The following is a 4657-nucleotide window of genomic DNA, read 5'->3' as shown; positions in this document are numbered from 1 at the left end:
TGGTGATCAGACTCAGCGTGTTCGCCGCCGCGAGCCGGCGCGCGGGTACCAGGTTCGGCACGCTCGCGTCCTTGGCCGGGTTCCAGAACAGGCTCACGCACTCGATCAGGAGTGACGCGATGAGCAGCCAGGTCAGCGTCCCAACCAATGGGATGGACAGGAACAACCCGAATCGCAGGATGTCCGCGACGACCATCGTCAACCGCCGGTCGAGCCGGTCGGCCACGACACCGGCGAACGGTCCGAGGATCAGCGCGGGCAGCAGTCGGACGATCAGTACGGAGCCGATGGCGAACGCCTTGTCGGAGAAGCTCGCTCGCAACGAGCTGGCCAGGGCCGTCGTCGCGAGCAGGCCCATCCAGTCACCCAGGCTGGACAGGGCCAGCGCCAGCCAGAGCCGGCGGAACTGCGCGATCCGCAGGACCGCGCGAAAATCTCCTTCGGTGTGCTGATGCGGATCATCAGGCCTGGCGAGTGGCGCCGTGCTGCCGGTAGACGGCCCGCCGACATCCGACGACACCAGTGGGGTCGTCTGCGAGCGTGGCGGGCCGGCGTCGCCGTCTACCGGAATGCCCATCAGTCCGTCCGGCGCGGCTGGGTTGACGGGGCGCTGGACGTGCCGGCGTCCGGTCCGGTCGTGGTCTTCTCGGTGGCGGCCTTCTTGGCCGGGGCTTTCCTGGTGGTGGCCCGTTTCGTGGTGCCGGTCTTCGGAGCGGCCGGCTCCTTGCTGCCTGATCCGGCGGCGCTGCCTGATCCGGCGGCGCGGGCCGTCCGCCGTCTGGGCGTCGCCGGTCCGCGGGCCCGGCGGTCGGCGAGCAGTTCGGCTGCCCGTTCCACGGTGATCGACGCGACCTCATCGCCTTTGCGCAGGCTCGCGTTTGTCTCACCGTCGGTGACGTACGGGCCGAACCGGCCCTCACGCAGCACCATCGGCGCACCGGTGGCAGGATCTGCGCCCAGTTCGCGCAGGGGCGGGCTCTGCGCGGCTTGCCTGCGTCCCCGTGCCTTCGGCTGGGCGATCAGCGCCAGTGCCTCATCCAACGTCACGCTGAACAGCTGCTCCTCCGACTCCAGCGACCGGCTCTCCGACCCCTTCTTGACGTACGGTCCGTACCGGCCATTCTGGGCCGTCACCTCTTCGCCGTCCTGGGCAACGCCCAGTGATCGGGGCAGGGTGAGCAGCTTGAGGGCTTCGGTGAGGGTGACCGTCTCGGGGGACATCGTGGCCAGCAGGCTCGCCCGGCGCGGCGGGTCTTCGTCCGTGCTGACGTACGGACCGAAACGTCCGATCTTGACAGTGACGGCCGCGCCGCTGGCCGGGTCGGTGCCAAGGGGCCGGTCCCCGCTCGGCGCGCCGAGCAGCTCCATCGCCCTGGCCACGGTGAGTTCGTCTGGAGCAAGATCTTCGGGGACGCTGGCCCGCTGGTCGCCGTGTTGGACATACGGGCCGTATTTGCCGACTCGGATCATTACGGGTTGGTCGTCGTCCGCCGTACCCAGCGGGATCGAGTTCACCTCGCGGGCGTCGATCTCCCCGAGCCGCTCGCTGACCAGGTGCTTGAGGCCACCCGAACGCGCGACACCGCCGGGCTGGCCCGCGTCCGAGCCGAAGTAGAAGCGGGTCAGCCAGTCGATCGACGCCGACGTACCGGCCGCGATGGCGTCGAGATCGTCTTCCATCGAGGCGGTGAAGCGGTAGTCGACCAGCCGGCCGAAATGGTCTTCCAGCAGGCCGACGACAGCGAACGCGACGAAACTGGGGATCAGCGCGCTGCCCTTTTTCCACACGTAACCGCGGTCCTGGATCGTCCCGATGATCGATGCGTAGGTGGACGGTCGCCCGATGCCGAGTTCCTCGAGGGTCTTGACCAGGCTCGCCTCGGTGAAGCGCGGCGGCGGGTTGGTGGTATGCCCGCGCGGGTTCAGCTCGTGGGTGGCCAATCGGTCGCCCTGGCGGACGTCTGGCAGGCGGCGTTCACGGTCCTCAAGCTCCGCATCGGGGTCGTCGGCACCCTCGACGTAGGCGCGCAGGAAGCCCGGGAAGGTGATGACCTTTCCCGATGCCGAGAACTCGGCGTCCTCCCCGGCGCTGGATGCCCCACCGAGCCGGATCGTCGCCGACGTACCGAGGGCGTCAGCCATCTGGCTGGCGACTGTCCGCCGCCAGATCAGTTCGTAGAGCCGATAGCCGTCGATGTCGTCTCGGAGCGCGGTGCGCACCTCACCGGGGGTCTGGAAGTGATCCCCGGCCGGACGGATCGCCTCGTGCGCTTCCTGGGCGTTCTTGACCTTCTTCGTGTAGGTGCGGGGCCGCTCGGGCACGTACTGCGGCCCGTAGAGAGTCCGGGCCTGGTCCCGGGCGGCGGCGAGCGCGGTTTCGGACAGGTTCGTCGAGTCCGTACGCATATAGGTGATGTAGCCGTTTTCGTACAGCTTCTGTGCCACCTGCATCGTTCGTTGGCTGGAGAAGCGCAGTTTGCGGCCGGCCTCCTGCTGCAGGGTGGACGTCATGAACGGCGGGTAGGGCGAGCGGCGGTACGGCTTGGTCTCCACCGACCGGACCGTGAAGACGGCGTCGGCGAGCCGGCCGGCCAGGGCGCGCGCCGCGGGCTCGTCGAGCCGCACCACGTCCGCGGAGGTGAGCTCGCCGGAGGCGGCGAAGTCGCGTCCGGTGGCCAGTCGGCGGCCGTCGAGCGCGACCAGGTTCGCCGGCAGTGGAGTGGCGTCGGGTGCCTGGGTGGCTGCGGCCCGGTCCTGCGAACCACCCTCACCCGTGGCCAGCGCACCGAAGACACCTTCGATGTTCCAGTACTCGGCCGAGGTGAAGCGCATCCGGGCGCGTTCGCGTTCCACCAGGATGCGGGTTGCCACGCTCTGAACCCGGCCCGCCGACAGCCTCGGCATCACCTTCTTCCACAGCACCGGGCTGACCTCGTAGCCGTAGAGCCGGTCGAGGATTCGCCGCGTTTCCTGGGCGTTGACGAGGTTCTCGTTGATCTCGCGCGGGTTGTCCACCGCTCGCTGGATGGCCTGCGGCGTGATCTCGTGGAAGACCATTCGCTTCACCGGCACGGTCGGCTTCAGCGTCTGCAGCAGGTGCCAGGCGATCGCCTCGCCCTCGCGGTCCTCATCTGTGGCGAGGTAGAGCTCGCTGGCGTCCTTGACCAGGGCTTTGAGCTTGCTGACCTGGGATTTCTTGTTGGGGGTAACGACGTAGAGCGGCGCGAAGCCGTTGTCGACGTCCACCCCGAGCCGCGCCCACGGTTTGCTCTTGTACGCGACCGGCACCTCCTCGGCGTTACGCGGCAGGTCCCGGATGTGCCCGATACTGGACTCGACCTGCCAGCCGGGGCCGAGGTATCCGGCGATGGTCTTCGCCTTCGCGGGCGACTCGACGATCACCAGCCGGGTTCCGGTCGTGGTGGGAGTGCTCGTCGAGGTGCCGGATTGGCTACCACGCGTGTTCGTACGTGTGCTGGGACGGGACGCGGCGCCGTTGCCGGACATGTCCGTGTCCGTCTGGGCGTCCGTCTGGGCGTCGGTGTGGGCGTCCGTGTGGGGCGCGGCGCCGGTGTCGAAAGCCGTGGGTTCGACGACGGGTGTCGATGACCCGGCGCTCGACCGGCGCGTCCCGCTGTTTGTCGGCTTCGTGCGCGGGGGCACTTCTCTCCTCGTTGCAGGGGGGTGGTTCGACTTCGGCATTGCGGCTCGTGGTGCGTCGGGTGTGCTGCGTCGGGTGTGCTGCGTCGGGTGTGCTGCGTCGGGCGTGGTGCGTCGGGCGTGGTGCGGACGGCTGAATCGCCGGTGGAAACCGGCCCTGGGCTCATTGCCAAGCCCCGGGTCCATGTCTCGACAGTAGGTCGACACGCACCGGTATGTCAGCCGGCCGCGCGGCGGCCCCTGCGGCGTCCGGTGTTGTGGACGCCGCAGGTGACCGTACGCCGTGTCGCGCCCACAGGTCTGTCGGTGTCCGACCAGGCGGCCTCGAACCGCTCTTAATCGCCGCCGGTGGATAGCCGCGCTCCGCGATGGTGGTGGTTGCGCCTCCGACCGTGGGCCGGGCGGAGGCCGTCGAAGAGATGGGCTACACCGTTGCCTTTGGATTGGCGGCTGCGCGCTGTTCGGTCACTGACGGTACAACCGCCAGGGCGGTACTGCGTCGCTTCGAATAGATGATCACTGCGGCAATCACCGCGACAACCACGAGTGCGATGGCGATCCGTAGTGGTTTGTTCTCGCCAGCACCAACCGAGTACTTCACCACAGATGGTGCGATCAGCAGGCTGACCAGGTTCATTACCTTGATCAAAGGATTGATTGAAGGCCCCGCGGTGTCCTTGAACGGATCACCGACGGTATCGCCGATGACCGTGGCGGCGTGGACATCGGAACCCTTGCCGCCGTAGTTGCCGTCCTCGACGAATTTCTTCGCATTATCCCAGGCCCCACCGGAGTTCGAGAGAAAGACGGCCATGAGGACGCCGCCGGCGATCGCTCCGGCAAGGTATGCACCCAGTGGCGGGTAACCGAGGCCGAAGCCAACTGCGATCGGAGCGAGAACCGCAAGCGTGCCTGGAGTGATCAACTCCTGTAGGGAGTCCCGGGTGCAGATGTCGACGACGGCACCGTAGTCGGGCTTCTCGGTGCCGGCCATGAT

General features: G+C 68.0%; 3 protein-coding genes. All 3 read right to left on the bottom strand.

Annotated elements, in window-relative coordinates; genetic code table 11:
* Positions 1–577, bottom strand: a 577-nt coding sequence (locus U9977_RS25820; protein ID WP_322751885.1) for an MFS transporter, incomplete at its 3' end; no start/stop codon positions are given.
* Positions 577–3663 carry a type I DNA topoisomerase gene (topA, locus tag U9977_RS25815; protein WP_322751884.1) on the bottom strand — a complete coding sequence of 1029 codons (3087 nt, stop codon included), beginning with the start codon at positions 3661–3663 and terminating at the stop codon, positions 577–579. The genes topA and U9977_RS25820, both read right to left, overlap by 1 nt.
* A gap of 421 nt (positions 3664–4084) precedes the next feature.
* Positions 4085–4657, bottom strand: a 573-nt coding sequence (locus U9977_RS25810) for a sodium/proton-translocating pyrophosphatase (RefSeq protein WP_322751883.1), incomplete at its 5' end; no start/stop codon positions are given.

The sequence above is a fragment of the Protofrankia sp. Cas8 genome (assembly GCF_963555845.1).
In the GTDB taxonomy this organism is placed as follows: Bacteria; Actinomycetota; Actinomycetes; order Frankiales; family Frankiaceae; genus Protofrankia.
The sequence above is the reverse complement of the archived record's forward strand: the minus strand, read 5'-3'. Positions and strand labels throughout refer to the sequence as shown.